General features: G+C 64.4%; 13 protein-coding genes. 8 read left to right on the forward strand and 5 right to left on the reverse strand.

The genetic code is table 11. The annotated features are described in order from the left end of the window. Positions 1–102: 102 nt before the first annotated feature. Genes F4V60_RS02595 through F4V60_RS02605 form a run of 3 tightly spaced genes read left to right on the forward strand, consistent with a single transcriptional unit; the run spans position 103 to position 5158 of the window. The gene (locus tag F4V60_RS02595; RefSeq protein WP_075729200.1) at positions 103–3225 is read left to right on the forward strand and encodes an error-prone DNA polymerase; all 3123 of its coding nucleotides are present in this window, start codon (positions 103–105) and stop codon (positions 3223–3225) included. 59 nt (positions 3226–3284) lie between these two features. Further along, positions 3285–3734: a PH domain-containing protein gene (locus F4V60_RS02600; RefSeq protein WP_075729201.1), complete on the forward strand. Its 450-nt coding sequence runs from the start codon at positions 3285–3287 to the stop codon at positions 3732–3734. Further along, positions 3731–5158 (forward strand): PH domain-containing protein, encoded by a 1428-nt coding sequence (locus F4V60_RS02605; RefSeq protein WP_075729202.1) that lies wholly within the window; start codon positions 3731–3733, stop codon positions 5156–5158. Before F4V60_RS02600 ends, F4V60_RS02605 begins: the two co-directional genes overlap by 4 nt. Here F4V60_RS02605 and F4V60_RS02610 read toward each other — a convergent pair. Further along, complete coding sequence (locus F4V60_RS02610; protein ID WP_075729203.1) at positions 5155–7023, reverse strand: pyruvate kinase; 1869 nt, start codon at positions 7021–7023, stop codon at positions 5155–5157. The two genes, F4V60_RS02605 and F4V60_RS02610, sit on opposite strands and share 4 nt — an antisense overlap. An 81-nt stretch (positions 7024–7104) precedes the next feature. Next, positions 7105–7575, reverse strand: coding sequence for a tRNA (cytidine(34)-2'-O)-methyltransferase (locus F4V60_RS02615; RefSeq protein ID WP_075729204.1), 471 nt, complete (start codon positions 7573–7575; stop codon positions 7105–7107). Positions 7576–7599: 24 nt separating this feature from the next. On the opposite strand from F4V60_RS02615, the gene F4V60_RS02620 reads away from it, so the two are divergent. Continuing rightward, entirely contained in the window at positions 7600–8448 is an 849-nt protein-coding gene (locus F4V60_RS02620; RefSeq protein ID WP_075729205.1) for a bifunctional methylenetetrahydrofolate dehydrogenase/methenyltetrahydrofolate cyclohydrolase, read from the forward strand. Next, on the forward strand, positions 8448–8774 hold the full coding sequence (locus F4V60_RS02625; RefSeq protein ID WP_075729206.1) for a DUF3017 domain-containing protein: 327 nt from the start codon (positions 8448–8450) through the stop codon (positions 8772–8774). The genes F4V60_RS02620 and F4V60_RS02625 overlap by 1 nt, the downstream gene beginning before the upstream one ends. Here F4V60_RS02625 and metX read toward each other — a convergent pair whose 3' ends face one another. The 3 genes from metX to pdxR form a co-directional block, all read right to left on the reverse strand. Further along, on the reverse strand, positions 8775–9890 hold the full coding sequence (gene metX / locus F4V60_RS02630; protein ID WP_075729207.1) for a homoserine O-acetyltransferase MetX: 1116 nt from the start codon (positions 9888–9890) through the stop codon (positions 8775–8777). Between the two features lie 33 nt (positions 9891–9923). Further along, positions 9924–11240: an O-acetylhomoserine/O-acetylserine sulfhydrylase gene (locus tag F4V60_RS02635; RefSeq protein WP_075729208.1), complete on the reverse strand. Its 1317-nt coding sequence runs from the start codon at positions 11238–11240 to the stop codon at positions 9924–9926. 88 nt (positions 11241–11328) lie between these two features. After that, the gene (gene pdxR / locus F4V60_RS02640) at positions 11329–12681 is read right to left on the reverse strand and encodes a MocR-like pyridoxine biosynthesis transcription factor PdxR (RefSeq protein WP_075729209.1); all 1353 of its coding nucleotides are present in this window, start codon (positions 12679–12681) and stop codon (positions 11329–11331) included. 81 nt (positions 12682–12762) lie between these two features. Between pdxR and pdxS the strand changes: the two genes are divergently transcribed. The 3 genes from pdxS to ppc all read left to right on the forward strand — a co-directional run bounded on the left by pdxS (position 12763) and on the right by ppc (position 17005). Next, on the forward strand, positions 12763–13686 hold the full coding sequence (gene pdxS / locus F4V60_RS02645) for a pyridoxal 5'-phosphate synthase lyase subunit PdxS (protein WP_075729210.1): 924 nt from the start codon (positions 12763–12765) through the stop codon (positions 13684–13686). Beyond that, positions 13680–14261, forward strand: coding sequence for a pyridoxal 5'-phosphate synthase glutaminase subunit PdxT (gene pdxT / locus F4V60_RS02650; RefSeq protein ID WP_075729211.1), 582 nt, complete (start codon positions 13680–13682; stop codon positions 14259–14261). Before pdxS ends, pdxT begins: the two co-directional genes overlap by 7 nt. Positions 14262–14347: 86 nt before the next feature. Beyond that, positions 14348–17005, forward strand: a complete 2658-nt coding sequence (gene ppc, locus F4V60_RS02655; RefSeq protein WP_075729212.1) for a phosphoenolpyruvate carboxylase — start codon at positions 14348–14350, stop codon at positions 17003–17005. Positions 17006–17097: the final 92 nt, after the last annotated feature.

The raw sequence follows: 17097 nt of genomic DNA on the forward strand, positions 1-17097 counted from the left end.
GAATGAAAAGAAACCTACCAAACATTGAACCGCTTTGTCTATATGGGCGCGGCGTGTCTTGATGGTTGTATAGAACTCAAGTTCGATATTAGGATACGTGCCATGAGGTTTAACGGAGGAAGGGCCCTGTCGTGGTCGCGTATCGAGCGCATCCTTTCCGGGCGTGAGGAGCCGACGCCGGTTCCGGTGAATCACCTGCTGCGGGGGGATGTGCCCTCGCCCCAGTGGCGGGTTAAGGTGCCTTTTGCCGAGCTGCATGCCGTGTCCTCCTATAGTTTCTTGCACGGAGCCTCCGAGCCGGAGGCTATGGTGGCGCGGGCTGTGGAGCTGGGACTATCCGGGCTGGCTGTCGTGGACAGGGATGGTTTTTATGGGCTGATGAAGTTCGTGGAAGCTGCAGCAAGGGCTGGCCTTCCGGTGGTCTACGGGGCCGAGCTATCACTAGATCCGGCTCCTTTGACGGTGCTGGCGCGCAGCCCGGAGGGCTATCGCCGTCTCTCGCGGCTCATCTCGCAGGCGCGTATGGACGCCGGCCAGAAAGGCGAGGTGCGCTATCCGCCCCTGGGGGAGATCGCCGCGCGTCTGCAGGATCATTGTATCTTCCTTGTGGGCTGGGAATGGTTGGATAAAATCGATCATCTTATCGAAAGAATAAAAATAGACAGCATAGTACTTGAGTACGTGTACACCATGCTTCCGGAGGACGCGGATCATCACGCCGCGCTCGATCGCATCAACAATATGCGGGCCATTGCCACCGCCCGCCCCGCCGCGGCGACGCGGGAGGACGCCCGCCTCGCCGCCGCCAAACAAGCCCTTGCCCGCCGCCGCTGCCTCGAGGAGGAACAGCCCGATGCGCATCCGATGGGCGCGGGATGGTTGCGCTCAGGAGAACAGATGCACCGTATCTTTGCGCACCGCCCCGCACTGGTGGAGGAGACCGTCGCGGTTCTTGGCCAGTGCTCTTTTGATTGGGATGCGCTCGCGCCCAACCTGCCCAACTTCCGCGTCCCGGAAGGGCACACGGAGATGAGCTGGCTAGAGCGCTTGGTCTGGGAGCGCGCGCAGGAGCGCTATGCCTCACGCCCGGGCGAGATTAAGGAGAAAGCGTGGGCGCAGATTAGCCACGAGCTAAAGGTGATAGAGCAGCTGGACTTTCCCGGATACTTCCTCATCGTGTGTGACCTGGTGGATTTTTGCAAAAGCACCAATATTTTATGCCAGGGCAGGGGCTCTGCGGCCAACTCGGTGGTCTGCTTTTGCCTCGGCATCACCAACGCCGAGCCCATCTCCGCGCAGTTGCTCTTCGAGCGTTTTCTCTCCCCGGAGCGCGAGGGCCCGCCTGATATCGACATCGACATCGAATCGGGGCGGCGCGAGGAGGTTATCCAGTACGTCTATCGCCAGTACGGAAGGGACCGAGCAGCGCAGGTGGCCAACGTCATCAGCTATCGCCGCAAGGGGGCCACGCGGGACGCAGCCAGGGCCTTGGGATACCCGCAAGGCGCCGCAGATTCCTGGGCGAAGGGAATCTCACAGCCGCCGGAGCACGTGGAGCAGCTGGCGCAGAAGTTTCTGGGACAGCCGCGGCACCTGGGTATCCATTCCGGGGGCATGGTCCTGTGCGATCGCCCCATCGCCGACGTGGTTCCGGTCGAGTGGGCGCGCATGGAGGCGCGCTCGGTGCTGCAATGGGACAAGGACGATTGTGCCGCCGCAGGCCTGGTCAAATTCGATCTGCTGGGCCTGGGGATGCTCGAGGCGCTGCATCACATGGTCGATATCGTGCGGGAGAGCACCGGCCGCACTGTGCGCCTCTGGGAGCTTGATCTCAGCGAAAAGCCGGTCTATGACATGCTCTGTCGCGCCGATGCGGTGGGAGTATTCCAGGTGGAATCGCGCGCGCAGCTCTCCACGCTGCCGCGCCTGCGGCCGCAGTGCTTCTTCGATCTCGTCGTGGAGGTGGCGCTCATCCGCCCCGGGCCCATCCAGGGCGGCTCTGTGCATCCTTACCTGCGGCGGCGCAACGGGCAGGAGGAAATAACCTATGACCATCCGGTCCTGGAAAAGTCTTTGGCGCGCACCCTGGGCATCCCCCTGTTCCAGGAGCAACTGATGCAGGTGGCGGTCGACGCCGCAGGCTTTTCCGGGGCTCAGGCAGATGACCTGCGCCGCGCCATGGGCTCCAAGCGCTCTCCGGCGCGCATGGCGGCGCTGCGCCAGCGCTTCTATACGGGCTTGGAGGCAACCAACGGCATCACCGGCGAGGTGGCGGACAAACTATGGAATAAGGTCGTCGCCTTCGCCGCCTATGGCTTTCCGGAGTCGCACTCGCAGTCTTTTGCCTCGCTGGTCTATTTCTCCGCCTGGTTCAAGTACCACTACCCGGCGCAGTTTTGCGTAGGGCTGCTGCGCGCCCAGCCCATGGGTTTCTATTCGCCGCAGTCCCTCATCCAGGACGCCCGGCGCCACGGAGCCGAGGTTCTTCCCGTCAGCGTTAATGCCTCCGGTGTGCAGTCGGGGATGGAGGATGCGGCCATTCGCCTTGGCCTCATTCTGGTCAAAGGGCTGGGGGAGAAGGCTGCGGCGCGCATTGCGGCGCATGCACCCTTTAAGGACGTCGCGGATCTCTCGCGCCGGGCGGATCTCGGCGTTGATCACGTCGAGGCACTGGCGGCGGCGGGGGCGCTGGAGTGTCTGGGAATGAGTCGTCGCCAAGCGCTGTGGCAGGCAGGGGTGGCCGCCACCGAGCGCGAGGGGATGCTGCCGGGGTTATCCGCCATCGCCCCGCCCGCCCTGCCCGGGATGTCGGCCTTCGAGCTCATGGCCGCGGATGTGGCGGCGGTGGGCGTTACCCACGACCGCCAGCCCATGGAGTTGCTGCGTGTCGCGCTTGGCGAAGCCGGCATCCTCACCGCCGCCCAACTGCGCCAAGCCCCGGATGGTTCGCGCGTGCGCCTAGCCGGAATCATTACCCACCGCCAGCGCCCGCAGACCGCCTCCGGCCTGACCTTTTTGGGCATGGAGGATGAGACGGGCCTTATCAACGTCATGGTCTCGGTGGGTCTGTGGAACAGGCAGAAGATCCTCGCGCGCACCTCGCGGGCTCTTATCGTGCGCGGCATCGTCCAGAATGCCACGGGGGCCACGAGCGTGGTCGCCGATAAGCTTGAGCCGCTGGAGATGGGCTCGTGGTTCTCCCGCGGCTCCCGTGACTTCCGCTAAGGATTCCTCTCACAGCCGGTTGCTAGGATTTCCTTATGAGTTCACTTCCCCCCGCAGGTATGCATCCGGTCTCTCCGAAGCTGGTGACCGCGCGCTACATCGTCCACTTGGGCTGGACTACTCTTCTCGTCATCGTCGCAGCGGTGGTGGGCTACCTGTGGACCCCGTGGGCCTATTGGGGGTTGGCGGTCTGTGCCGTGTGGGCGTGCTACCTGCTCTGGCTGATCCCGGCCCAGGTGGGCACGATGGCCTGGCTGGAGGACGAGGACGAGCTGCTCATCACGCGCGGGAAGCTGTGGCATACCTTCACGGTGGTTCCCTACGGGCGCATCCAATTCGTCGACGTCTCCGCCGGCCCCATCGAGCGCTGGCTGGGGATCAGGCAGCTGCAGCTGCACACGGCTTCCGCAGGCACGGATGCCACCATCAAGGGCCTGCCTGCCGCGACTGCCGACGCCCTGCGCGAACGCTTGGCGGACAAGGCACGCGAGAGGATGAGCGGCCTGTGAGCAAGCATCTTCAGGCGAGCGATGTCGCGCCCGTGGACGATGCGGGTTTCCGGCGCGTGCATCGTCTCACCCCGCTGCTGAGGTTCTGGTCCCTCATCCTGGCGCTCATCGCCATATTAATAGTCAACGTCAACGCAGAGATGCTGAGCAACCTCGTCGCTTTCGCCCGGGGCGAGCATCGCGCCGAGGCGCTTAGGGGTACCGCAATAGCGGCGGTGGCTTTTGTCCTTGTGTGCCTGGCCATCTGGTTTCTTTCCGCTCTGTGGTGGCGTCGTCTGGGATTTCGCCTGGATGAGGAGGAGATTGCGCTGCGCCGCGGGCTCATCTCCACGCAGCTGCGTTCCGCGCGCTATGACCGCACGCAGGCGGTTGATGTCGTCGAATCGGTTATCGCGCGCATCTTCGGTCTGGCCGCGGTGCGCGTGGAGACGGCCGGCGGCGCAAACTCGGTCATCGAGATCGCCTACCTGAAGAAGGCGGAGGCCGAAAAGCTGCGCGCGGAAATCCTGGGCCAGGTCCGGCGCGAGGGTAGGGAGGTTGCGCCGGAGCGAGCTGTAGTTGTTGAACCCACCGTCGCGCCAGAAGGGCTAAGCGTCATCCCCGAGATCCCTATCCGGCGCTCGCTGGTGGCCGCAGCACTCCACCCGGGCACGGTGCTGGCGGTGGTGTCGGTGGCGGCGACGGTTCTTGCGCCCATACCCAACTCCGCGGCCCTGCCCGTCGTGGTGGGATTTCTGCCCAAGGTGTGGGAGCTTATCGATTCCTCCTGGCGCTACTGCGCTTTCCTCGACCGCGACGCCCACGGCAACCAGGTGCTCAACATCTCCTATGGGCTGGCAGACAGGCGGCGCCAGTCCATTCGCTTTGAGCGGATTCACGGGGTGCGGGTGGCCCAGCCGTGGATGTGGCGGCTTTTCGGCTGGTACCAGGTGCAGGTCTCCATCGCGGGCTATGGGGCCACCGCAGGAAAGGGCTCGGGATCAACGCGAATCCTGCCCGTGGGATCGCGCGAGCACGCCCTCGCCCTCTTCGAGTTGGTCGGGCCACTAGATGCCGCAGAAATCACGGAGTATGCGTTGCCGGAGGGCGCCACGCGGCCCACCTTTAACTCCCCGCGGCGAGCGTGGTGGGCCTCCCCGGTGGATCGCGCGCAGCAGGCAGTGACCCTGCTGGGGGATGTCACCGTGACCCACGCCGGGCGCCTCACGCGCCGGGTGATGGCGATAGAGAACTCGCACATCCAGGAGCTGACCTATCAGGCCGGCCCCGTTGATCAGCTATGCAACCTGGCCTCCGTGCGCCTCGAGCTGGTGGGAGGGCCGGTGCGGATGCGGGGCAGCAACCTTGCCCCAGATGATGCCGCAGAGCTGATCGGCCGGCTGCGCGCCCGCCAACTGCCGGCGCCGGACAAGCCCATGGACTAATCCGCGGCGATATCGTCTCCCCAGCTGGCAATGCGCCGCAGGGACTGGCGGTTCTTTAACTCGGAGCGACCCAGCTTGCGCGAGAGATGCTCGAGGATCTCAATGGCCTCGCCGATGTGCGGGCCCTTGTTGAGCATGACGCACTCCGAGCGCAGGGCGTAGCCTGCATCGGTGATTTCCGCGCGCGAGGGGATGCCCTTCTTGGCCAAGTTCTCGAGGATTTGGGTGCCCATGATGACCGGAATATGCGCGGCCTCGGCCATGCGCATAATAAGACGCGGAACCTCCGCCATGCGCTCGAATCCCAGCTCCACGGCCAGATCTCCGCGGGCAATCATGATGCCGAAGTGGCGGTGCCGCATCCCGGCCAAAAGGACAGCGGCCAAGTGCTCATAGGCTGGCTCGGTCTCAATCTTGAGCACGATGCCGAGGTCGCGGATACGCTCGGCGTTGTCTGGATCGGCCCGGGCGATGTCCTCTAAGGCTTGGAGCGCAAAGTCCACGTCGGCGGGCGTGCGGATGAAAGAAATCGCCGCTATGTCGGCATGATGGGCCACGAAGTCGAAGGCGGCGAGGTCCTCGACGGAAAGGCTCGGCAGCGGGATATGCGTATCGGGCAGGTTTATGCCCTTGTGGGCCGCCAGCTTCGTGCCCTCGAGCCCGGCGCGGGTGACCTCGAGCAGGGCTTGGGTATCGTCTCCCTTGGCGCGCAGAGAACGGACGACGGCGGCGATCGAACCGTCGTCGAAAAGCACGCGGTGGCCCACCCGCAGCACCGCCACGGCCTCCGGGGCGGTGCAGCCCAAGATGGCAGGACCAGCGGAAGGCAGGACGGCGGGCTCCTGGGTGGTGCTTAATATCAGCTCATCGCCGGGGTGGAGCAGGAGCGAGCGCTCTATCGGGGCGATGCCGGTGACACGCGTGCGGAAGCCCTCGTGATTGAGCAGGGTGCGCTCCCCGATGTAGGCGTTGCGCTGGCCTAGGGCAATCACCAGGCCATCCTCAACAACCTCGGAGACGATGAAGCGCCGCCGGGAATTGCGCACATCCACCAAGGTTATCGCGGAGCCAGGGCGCAGCTGCGCGTGCCAGTGCGGATCGACCTCGATGCTCACGCCGGGGCGGCCGGGGCCTAAGGGAGGCGGCGCGACCGGGTGGCCGGCAGGGGAGAGGTAGAGCTTGGCCGGGGTGATGATCTCGCCCCACTTCTGTCTGGTCACCCGCGCGCGGGCGACGGCCGGCCCGGGCGGGAAATCGCCGGTGCGCACCTTTGGTCCGGCCAGGTCCATCGACACCAGGATTTCACGCCCCACTTGCGCTGCAGCCGCGTGGACGTTCTCTATCATTTGGGCCCATACCTCGGGCCCGTCATGCGCGCAGTTGATGCGGGCTATCTCCATGCCGGCTTGGGCGAAACCGAGCACCAGCGCCGGATCCTGGGCGGCTTCCGCGGGCAGGGTCACCATGATGCGCGAGTGCGTGTCTTCGGCCGTTGGCCCCAGAAGCTCGGTGGAATGCGCATCGAGGATGTCATCCGCCGTGGCGAAGGCCGAGGCAATCGGTTCAAGGGGATAGGTTAGCGCTGTGCCTTCGAAGGCGTCGAGCACGTTGCGCGCCGCATGCAGCCGGGCGAGCACGGCGGGTTCCACGTTCGACAGCCGGGTAATTCCCAGCGCGGAGAGCCCCGTTTGCAGCTTGGCGACGTCTCGTTGGCGCAGTAGCGCATAATGCAACAGGTTGCGCGCGCCAGTGCGATGGGTGGGGTGTACCGCCTCGATGAGTGGGGCGTGGGCGGAATCGGAGGCTAAGAGCTCAGAGATGAGCTCATTTATCCAGGGGGTAAGTTGGCGGGAGAGTTCGGGCACGGCGGCTTCAGGCTCCTTCTTGAGGATTACGCAGTTTGGATTCAAGTGTGCCCGAGTGTGCGCCTGTCCGCAGCGCGAAGCCTAGACCCCGCCCGCGAAGCCGAGCTGGCGCCAGGCCTCAAAGACTGCGGTGGAGGCGCAGTTGGAGAGGTTCATCGAGCGCCGCGCCGGGACCATGGGGATGCGTACCTCGTCGGTGACGCGCGGGTGCTTGCGGTGCTCGGCGGGCAGGCCGGTGGGCTCGGTGCCGAAGAGCAGCACGTCGCCCTCGCGGTAGTCTACGTCGGTGAACCAGCGCGCGGCCTGTGTAGTAAAGGCGAAGACGCGGCTGCCGGGCAGGGCCTGCATGCAGGAGTCGAAGTCGGGGTGAATCTGCACATCAGCAAGGTCGTGGTAATCCAGCCCAGCACGCTTGAGGTGCTTGTCGGAGAAGTCGAAGCCCAGAGGTTCGATGAGGTGGAGCGTTGCTCCCGTGACCGCGGCGGTGCGGATGGCGTTGCCGGTATTGGTGGGGATCACGGGATTATCGAAGACGATGTGCAGCTGGCTCATAGTGCTCAGTCTAGGATGGTGGGCATGACCGCTACCAAACTAGATGGCAAACTGTACCGAGACGAGATATTTGAGGACCTGGCCACCCGGGTCGCCGCGCTGAAAGAAAAGGGCATTGTTCCCGGCCTAGCCACCGTTTTGGTCGGTGATGACCCCGGTTCCCACTCTTATGTCAAGATGAAGCACCGCGATTGTGAGCAGCTAGGAATCAACTCCATTCGCCGCGACTTGCCCGCTGCTGTCACGCAGGAAGAGCTTGAAAGAGTCATCGCGGAGCTCAACGAGGATCCCGCGTGCACCGGCTACATCGTGCAGCTGCCGCTTCCCGCTCATCTTGATGAAAACCGCGTCCTTGCCCTCATCGACCCGGACAAGGACGCCGATGGTCTCCACCCGGTTAACCTGGGCAAGCTGGTGCTCAATGAGCAGGCCCCGCTGCCGTGTACTCCCAATGGTGCCATTCACCTGCTGCGTCGCTTCGGGGTGGAGCTTGACGGGGCGAAGGTGGTCGTCATCGGGCGCGGAGTCACTGTCGGCCGCCCCATCGGCCTGCTGCTGACTAGGCGCAGCGAGAATTCCACCGTCACCCTCTGCCACACCGGCACGAAGGACTTGGCAGCAGAGACTCTCGCTGCCGATATCATCGTCGCGGCGGCAGGCAAGGCACATATGCTCACCGCCGATATGGTCAAGCCCGGTGCCGCAGTCCTCGACGTCGGAGTATCGCGCGTCGACGGCAAGCTGGCTGGGGATGTCGCGCCCGACGTATGGGAGAAAGCAGGGTTCATCTCCCCTAACCCCGGCGGGGTAGGGCCGCTGACTCGCGCCTTCTTGGTGAGCAATATCGTCGAGCGCGCGGAGGCGCAGGCCTAATGAGCCAGGCGCTCTCGCTGGATAACCCGCACGATCGAGGCCTCGCCCCCTCCCGGCTGCCAAGCGCCGTGCAGTGGGCGATGATCGGGCTGTTCATCGCGGGGGTCGCCGTCTCCGGCGTTTTTGCTTTTTCTGAGCACTGGCGCCGAGCCACCGTGGTGTTGGGGGCATCGCTCCTGTGGCTTTCCCTCGTGCGCTTGAGCTGCGATTCACAGCGCGTGGGTGTCCTGGCGGTACGCTCGCGGCGTTTTGATGCCTTCTTCACCGCAGTCATCGGGGCGGCGATGACCTTCCTGGCCGCCTCGGTCGACGCACTCGGCAGCTAGCTACTTACCTGGGCTCTGCGCGAGGTGAAGGAAGTTTCGCAGGATGCGGTCCATCTGGCGCGCCTCTGCGAGGAAGGCGTCGTGGCCCACGGGGGAGACCACCTTCGCCATCGCCAGCAGGTTGCCGAGGTTGCGCGAGAGGTGTTCTTGCTGGTGATAAGGGTAGAGGATGTCTGTGTCTACCCCCACAACCATGGTGGGTACGTGCGAGGACCCTAGTGCCTTATTAAGCCCGCCTCGTCCACGCCCGATGTCGTGGCGGTTGAGCGCCTCGGTAAGGACCACATAAGAGCCGGCGTCGAACCTTTGGGCCAACTTTGCGCCCTGATAGTCCAGGTAGGAGTTGACGGCGAAACGCTGCTGGGGGCTGCGGAAAGCCCCGAGCGGGTTTTCTCCCTCTTGGGCTTGGGAGCCAAAGCGCTCATCAATTTCTTGTTCCCCGCGGTAGGTCAGGTGGGCTATGCGCCTGGCTGCCGCTAACCCCTCCAGCGGGGCTGCATCCGTGGCGTAATAGTCCCCTCCCTGCCAGAAGGGGTCTCTTTCGATGGCTGAAATCTGCGCCGACTGGATGCCTATCTGCCAGCCCGAGGCACGGGCGGAAACGGCGATGGCGCAGGCCGCGTCGAGGAAGTCTGGGTGCATGAGGCTCCACTCCAAGGTGCGAGCCCCGCCCATTGAACCGCCGATGATGGCATGCACATGCTCGATGCCTAAAGCCCGCAGGGCTGCGCGCTCCGCCTCGACGAGGTCGCGGATGGACAGCGCGGGAAAGCGCGAGCCCCATACGCCGCTGCTCGGGTGCGGGGAGGAAGGTCCCGTGGAGCCGCGGCACCCGCCCAAGGCATTGGTGGCGATGATGCACCAGCGGTCGGTGTCCAGCGCCCGGCCTGGGCCGATGAGCTCCGCCCACCAGTCCGGGACATTCGAATCACCCGTCAACGCATGCTCGACCACGATGACATTGTTGCTGCCCCTGCCTTCTCCGGCAAAGGCACCGAAGCGCTGATAAGCAATCTCTGCGCCAGGGATGGCCGCGCCCGCCTCGGTATGGAAAGTACCGATGGACACCTTTTCAAGCGTTCCCTCGGGAGCGAGTGCGGGCGAGTGTTGATTCACAGTGGGTGTTTCTTTCGTGGACGACGTCGGTGCCTAGACGGCAGCGAAACCTGCCTCAAGATCAGCAATGATATCGCGGATGTCCTCGATGCCGACCGAGAGGCGGATAGTAGATTGCTTGATTCCAGCCACGCGCAAACCTTCCACATCCGATTGGGAGTGGGTGGTGGTGGCCGGGTGCACTGCGAGCGAGCGCGTATCGCCGACGTTGGCGAGGTTGGAGTGCAGGCGCAGGGCGTCAATAAACGCCCAAGCCTCGTCCTTGCCGCCGACGATATCGAAGGAGAGTACCGAGCCTGTGTAGGCGTAGCCCAGCTCCTCCTTGAGCGCCTTGTACGGCGAAGAGTCCAGGCCGGCGTAGTGCACCGCCGCCACCTTGGGGTGGCCATCGAGGTACTCGGCGACCTGCTGGGCGTTGGCATTGTGCTTTTCGACGCGCAGCTGCAGCGTCTCAATCCCCTGCAGCGTCAGCCAGGCATTAAACGGGGACATTGCCGCACCGGTATCGCGCAGTATACCCACACGGGCTTTCGTGGCAAAGGGAGGGATGTCCAGCTCGGCGAAGGTCAGCCCGTGATAAGAAGCCTCCGGGGTGACGAAGTAGGGAAAGACCGGGCTGCCATTTCGCTCGACGGTCCAGTCAAAGGATCCGCCGTCCACGATGGCGCCGCCGATGACGGAGCCGCTTCCTGAGTAGAACTTCGTGGTAGACAAGACGACGATGTCGGCGCCGAGCTCGAGCGGGCGGGCCAGAGCGGCGGTGGCGATCGTGTTATCGACGATGAGAGGCACCTGATTATCGTGTGCGACCTGCGCTATGGCAGGGATGTTGAGGATATCGGCGGCTGGGTTGCCAAACGTCTCGCCGTAGAAGGCCTTGGTGTTGTCTTGCACCGCTGCGGCCCAGGAGCCGGGATCATCCGGATCGTCGACGAGTGTGACATCGATGCCCAGGCGCTGCAGGGTCACCGTGAAGAGGTTAGCGGTGCCACCGTAGAGACGAGGGGAGGTGACGATGTGGTCCCCGGCGGAAGCCAGGGTGAGGATCGCTGCGGTCTCAGCGGCTTGGCCGGAGGCGAAGGCCACGGCTGCGGCCCCGCCCTCTAGGGCGGCAAGGCGGGTTTCTAGCGCCTCAGTCGTGGGGTTGGTAATGCGGGTATAAATCGGACCGGCATTTGCGAGACCGAAGCGATCGGCTGCGTGTTGCGCGGAGTCGAAGACGTAGGAGGTGGTCTGGTAGATGGGCACGTTGCGGGCGTTGATCGTCCCGTCGAGGTTCTGCCCGGCGTGAACCGCGCGGGTGGCGAAGGACCACTTCGCGGAAGAAGAATTATCGTATTTCGTAGTCATGAGACCCCAGACTAGACCAAGCTGTATGCCGTGTCTATTCTCGCAGGGAAAACCACAGGGAAGGTGAATAATGTAAATAGACAAAGCGTTATGGCTGGGTGCTGTTGCTGGCGTGAGCGAGCACTTTCAGCGCGCCGGCTAGCTGTGCATCGTCGAGGTGCCCGAAGCCTATAACCACGCCGTTGGGAGCGGTGTGGCCTCCCCAATAGTCCGCCAAGGCGGTCAAGCCAACCCGGCTACGGGCTGCACGTGCAACGACTTCGGCGGCTGGTCGCTGACACAACAAGACCGCGTGTAGTCCTCCATGGATGGGGAGAAGTTCCACGCCCTCGACGTCGGAGAAGGCGTCGATGACGAGGTTGCGGCGGCTTCGATAGGCGCGGCGCATCTTTCCCGTATGGCGGCGCAGCGCACCGCTGGCCATGAAGGAGGCCAGTGCGGTCTGCGTGATGAGGCTGACCGGCTGCCCAAAGAGCTCGCGCTGCGCGGAAAGGCCGGCCACGAGGCGGGGAGGGCAGACGAGGAAACCGCAGGCAATCCCGGGGGAGAGAACCGAAGAAAAGGTTCCGAGCAGGACCGTGCGTTCCGGGGCCAGCGACGCCAACGCGGGTAAGGGTTGGCCGAGGTAGCGCAGCTCTGAATCGAAATCATCCTCGATGATCCAACTGCTCTGACTGCGGGCCCACTCCACTACCTCGGTGCGCCGCGCCGCCGACAGCGACTCGCCGTAGGGATACTGGTGGCTGGGGGTGAGGACGAGGGCGTCGACTGGCGTGGGGGGAACCGTGACGCCCTCCGAGTCGGTGGGAACCTCCACGAGCGTATGGCCCAAGGCCGGCGGGATGCGGCGCAGGCTGGGATAGCCGGGCGACTCGACGCCAATGCGCAACGGGCCTGGTCCCGCTATGTGCCGCAGGAAGAGCGTGAGCCCTTCGCGCGCGCCGGCGGTGACGATAATCCGCTCTGTCTCCACGGCGAGCCCGCGCATGTGGCGCAGGTGGGCCGCTATCTCGCGGCGCAACGCCTCCAGCCCCACGGAGGGGGCAGTGCCTAGCGCATGGGCGGCGGCCTCGCGCCACGCCGCGCGCCACTGCGGTGTGACAATCCCGCGCGAATCGGGAAGTCCCGGTGTTAGCTCAATGAGTGGCGGGCGGGGTGCAGGGGAGGGTGCGGGCGCAGGCGATGGCTGTGCGATGGGCTTGAGGAGGGGATTGATGCGTGTTCGCGAACCCGTCGTGGCCACGAGGTATCCTTCCGCGGTGAGCTGGTCGAAGGCCGTGACCACACTGCCGCGCGAGATGCCCAGCGAGGCTGCGAGCGCGCGCGAGGACTCGATGGTCTCTCCAGGCAGGAGGGCTCCTGCGGCTACCAGCTCGCGAACTGCGGCCGCGATTTGCACAGGCAGCGGGCGCGGATCCTGCGGATCGAGTGTGAGGTTCATGCCCGCCATCCTAAGTGGTCTAATCCAATTGCTGAGAATTGGACCTTGTATTGGACCGCTGTGCGCGCTTGTATAGACGACATGACACGTAAAACTAGTAATTCGGGACAGCCCTCCGGGGACGCCACCTTCGCCACCACTCGCGTCAAGCGCGGCCTGGCCGACATGCTCAAGGGCGGCGTCATCATGGACGTCGTCACCGCAGAGCAGGCCAAGATCGCGGAAGACGCTGGTGCGGCCGCGGTTATGGCTTTGGAACGGGTCCCGGCCGATATTCGTGCCCAGGGTGGCGTGGCGCGCATGTCCGATCCGGATCTCATCGAGGGCATCGTCGACGCCGTGTCCATCCCGGTCATGGCCAAGGCCCGCATCGGTCACTTCGTCGAGGCCCAGATCCTCGCGGAACTAGGCGTGGATTTCATCGACGAATCGGAGGTTCTCTCCCCGGCGGACTACACCAACCACATCAACAAGTGGGACTTCGAGGTGCCTTTCGTCTGCGGCGCGACCAACCTGGGCGAGGCCCTGCGGCGTATCACCGAGGGCGCGGCGATGATCCGCTCCAAGGGCGAGGCCGGCACGGGAGACGTCTCCGAGGCCGTCAAGCACCTGCGCACCATTCGGGGCGAGATTGCCCGCCTGCGCAATCTCGATCGCGACGAGCTCTTCGTCGCAGCGAAGGAGCTGCAAGCGCCCTATGACCTCGTGCACGAGGTGGCGGAGACCGGCGCGCTTCCGGTCGTGCTCTTCGTCGCGGGTGGTGTCGCCACGCCAGCCGACGCCGCCCTCGTCCGCCAGATGGGCGCCCAGGGCGTCTTCGTTGGCTCCGGGATTTTCAAGTCCGGCAACCCTGCGGCACGTGCGGCCGCCATCGTCCAGGCCGCCACGCTCTACGATCAGCCCGCACAGCTGGCCCGAGTCTCGCGTCACCTGGGCGAGGCTATGGTAGGCATCAACGTTGCCGACGTGCCCGCCCCGCACCGCCTGGCAGAGCGCGGCTGGTGATTGGCGTACTGGCGCTGCAGGGAGGCGTCGAGGAGCACTGCGACATCCTGTCCTTACTTGGCGCGCAGGTGCGCCGCGTGCGCCTGCCGCAGGATCTGGAGGGCCTCGATGCGATGGTGTTGCCGGGCGGGGAATCGAGCGTCGTCGATAAGCTGGCCCGTGCTTTCGGCCTAGCCCAGCCCCTAGCCGCTGCGATCACTGCGGGGCTGCCCACCTTGGCCACGTGCGCCGGGCTCATCTACTGTGCGAAGCGTCTTGACAATCCGGCCCCAGGCCAGCGCACCCTCGGGGTGCTCGACGTGACAGTGCGGCGTAATGCCTTTGGCAACCAGCGCTTTTCGAGCGAGCGTCTTGTCCGCGTCGACGGCGTTGAGGTTGAGGCGAGCTTCATCCGCGCGCCTATCGTCACTCAGGCCGGCGCCGGAGTCGAGGTCATCGCGCGCAGCGCAGATGCGCAGGGGCGCCCCGTTATCGTTGGCGTGCGCCAGGGCAATATCACCGCGTTGAGCTTCCATCCGGAAGAAAACGCCGAGGCCGGCCTGCATCGCGCGTGGATGGACTCGTTTCGGGGGTAGTGGTGCGCGTCCGGGGTACGGGCGATAGTGACCTGCGCTACTTTTAAGGGCGGACGCAAACACGCGAGCGAAAGGACACACCCCACGTGACGACACCGCCTAATGACCAAGTCCGCGCAGACATTCGCTTTCTCGGCCGAGTACTTGGCCAGGTCATCGCGCAACAGGAGGGCCAGGAGGTCTTCGAGCTGGTGGAATCGACCCGCGTGCTCGCCTTCGAGGTGGCGCGCGGCAACGCCCGCGCCGAGGACCTCGTCGCCATCTTCCGCGACCTAGACATCTCCAAGGTCAATCTAGTTGCCCGCGCCTTCAGCTACTTCGCCCTGCTGAGCAACCTGGCCGAGGACCTCGAGGATGAAGCGGTCCCCGCAGCCGTCTCCCTGCGCACGACCTTTGCCAAGCTGCGCGAATCCTCGATCACCCCGGCGCAGGCGGCGGAGGTCATCCGTGACGCTCAGGTTACCCCGGTGCTGACGGCCCATCCCACGGAGACGCGGCGTCGGACGGTATTTGATACCCAGACCCGGATCAAACAGCTGCTGCGCCACAGTCACACGGCCGCAGATAATACGGACATCGAACGCGAGCTCTACCTGCGCATGACGCTGTTGTGGCAGACGGCGCTCATTCGCGTTACTCGGCCCACGCTCGAGGACGAGGTCGACGTCGGATTGCGCTATTACAAGCTCTCGCTCCTCGAAGAGATCCCGGCGATCAACCGCGATATTCGGCGGGGAATGCACGAAGTCTTTGGGCTTTCGCTTCCCGAAGCCCCCGTGGTCCGCCCCGGCTCCTGGATCGGCGGAGACCACGACGGCAACCCCTTCGTCACGGCGGAAACCCTAACTTATGCCACGCGCCGCGCGGCGCTGACCGTGCTGCGCTATTACCAGCGTGAGCTGGCGGCCCTCGAGCGTGAACTGAGCTTGTCGGATCGCTATTCTTCCTGCTCGGGCGAGCTTCTAACTCTTGCGGAGGCAAGTGAAAATGACGCGAAGTCCCGCGTGGATGAGCCCTATCGCCGTGCGGTTTTCGGAATCCGGCACCGTGTCGAGGCCAAGCTCGCAGTCTTGGAGGATAAAGCGCCCGAATCCGAGCCCTACGGCGAACCTGCTCAGCTGCGCTATGACCTCGACATCATCGACCGCTCCTTGCGCCAGCACAACGACGCTGTGATCGCCGACGACCGACTCGCGCGCCTGCGCTCTGCGCTGTCTACCTTCGGCTTCCACCTCTACACCCTTGACCTGCGGCAGAACTCTGAGTCTTTTGAGAAGGTGCTGAGCGAGCTCTTCCGCCGCGCCGGACGCTGCGAGGACTATGCCGCGCTGGCGGAGGAGGACAAGATTGACATCCTCGTCGCGGAGCTGGCCACGCCGCGGCCACTGCTCTTTCCCGGGGTGGAGGGCCTGAGCGCGGATACGGAGAAGGAGCTAGGCATCTTCCGAGCCGCCGCGCGTGCCGTCGCTGATTTCGGTCTGCAGTCCATCTCCCATTGCATAATTTCTATGACTGGCGCGGTTAGTGATGTCCTCGAGCCGATGATCCTGCTCAAGGAAGTCGGGCTGGACCACCTCGGCATGGTTCCTTTGTTTGAGACCATCGATGATCTTAAGGCAGGCGCTGACATTTTGGAGCAGCTGTGGCAAGTCCCGGCCTACCGTGCGCATTTGCGTTCTTGTGGCGACGTGCAGGAGGTGATGCTGGGGTACTCCGATTCCAACAAAGATGGCGGCTATCTGCAGGCCAACTGGGCGCTTTACGACGCCGAACTTGCCCTCGTCGACGTATGCCAGCGCCACGGCGTCGAACTGCGCCTCGCCCACGGGCGCGGCGGCGCAGTAGGAAGGGGCGGCGGACCGACCTATGACGCCATCCTGGCTCAGCCCCAAGGCGCGGTTAATGGCTCGGTGCGCATCACTGAGCAAGGCGAGGTGATTTCCGCGAAGTACGGCTCCCCGGAGACTGCGCGCCGCCACCTCGAAGCCTTTGTCTCCGGGGTGCTTGAAGCCTCGTTGCTCGACACCGAACCCATCGCTGACCCTGAGCGTGCCTATGCCACGATGCGAGAACTATCCACTCTTTCGGGACAGAAGTATCGCGAGCTGCTTGAGGATCCCGGCTTCATCGAGTACTTCACGGAATCGACGCCGCTGCATGAAATCGGAGACCTCAACTTGGGCTCGCGCCCAGCCGCCCGCAAGCAGACGAGCGCAATATCTGACCTACGCGCCATTCCGTGGGTGCTGTCGTGGTCTCAATCCCGGACAAACCTGCCGGGCTGGTTCGGCGTCGGAAGTGCGGTGCGCGAATGGGTGGACGGCGGAAGCGAGCCGGAGCGCTGGGAGGAGCTGCGCGAGCTTTATCTTTCCTGGCCCTTCTTCCGCAGCGTCTTTTCCAACATGGCGCAGGTCATGGCGAAGGCGGAGATGTCTTTGGCTCGCCTTTACGCGGACTTGGTCGAGGATCAGGAGGTAGCCAGGCGCATTTATGGCATCATCGCGGAGGAGTTTGAGCGCACGCGTGAGGTTTATCAGGAGGTCACGGGCAATGCGGACCTCGTGTCTGAAAACCAGCGCCAAGCTCGCTCTTTGCGCAGGCGCTATCCCTACTTGCTTCCCCTTAACGCGGTGCAGCTGGAGCTTTTGCGCCGCTATCGCGCAGGGGATGACTCCTTCCTCGTTTCCAAAACCATCCAGGTTACGATGAATGGCCTTGCTACCGCACTGCGGAGTTCTGGCTAGGCGGCCCGGCTGTGGATAACCGGGGCGGTGCGGGTGGGTTATCCACAGTTCTCCGCCTTGGTGCGGGTTGGGGATTGTCGCGGCGGTGGGCG

Origin of the sequence: Corynebacterium flavescens (genome assembly GCF_008693105.1) — a bacterium.
In the GTDB taxonomy this organism is placed as follows: Bacteria; Actinomycetota; Actinomycetes; order Mycobacteriales; family Mycobacteriaceae; genus Corynebacterium; species Corynebacterium flavescens.